Annotated in this window: 1 pseudogene; it reads left to right on the forward strand. The window is 70.9% G+C overall.

The features are described from left to right. Positions 1-17: 17 nt before the first annotated feature. Positions 18-470, forward strand: a pseudogene (locus IG04_RS0141870) (hypothetical protein); the annotation flags it as partial.

Genomic DNA, 470 nt, shown 5'->3' on the forward strand with positions numbered 1-470 from the left:
AGCTGAAAGGACCTGAGATGAACACCGCCACGAAGGTGACCGCCTACGCGGGCGTGCTGGCGATCGTCTTCGGCGGCGCCTGGGCTGCCGGCGCCGCTGCCGGCCCGTTCGGCGGCGACGCGAGCACGCCGGCGGCGATGGACCACGGCGCCGCGCAGCCCACCTCAAGCAACACCGGCGCCAAGCTGCCGCCCGGTCTGTCCGTCGCGGACAACGGCTACGTGCTGAAGCCGTTACAAACCACCGCGACGGCCGGCGAGCAGCAGCCGTTCCAGTTCACGATCGGCACCGCCGACGGTGGCACCGTCACGAAGTTCGACGTGGAGCACGAGAAGCGGCTGCACCTCGTGCTGGTGCGCCGGGACGGTTCGGGTTTCCAGCACGTGCACCCGGAGATGGCCGCGGACGGAACGTGGTCGGTGCCGCTGACCCTGCCCGCCGCCGGCAGCTACCGGATCTTCGCCGACTTC

The organism is Lentzea albidocapillata, assembly GCF_000719115.1.
GTDB classification, from domain to species: Bacteria; Actinomycetota; Actinomycetes; order Mycobacteriales; family Pseudonocardiaceae; genus Lentzea; species Lentzea albidocapillata.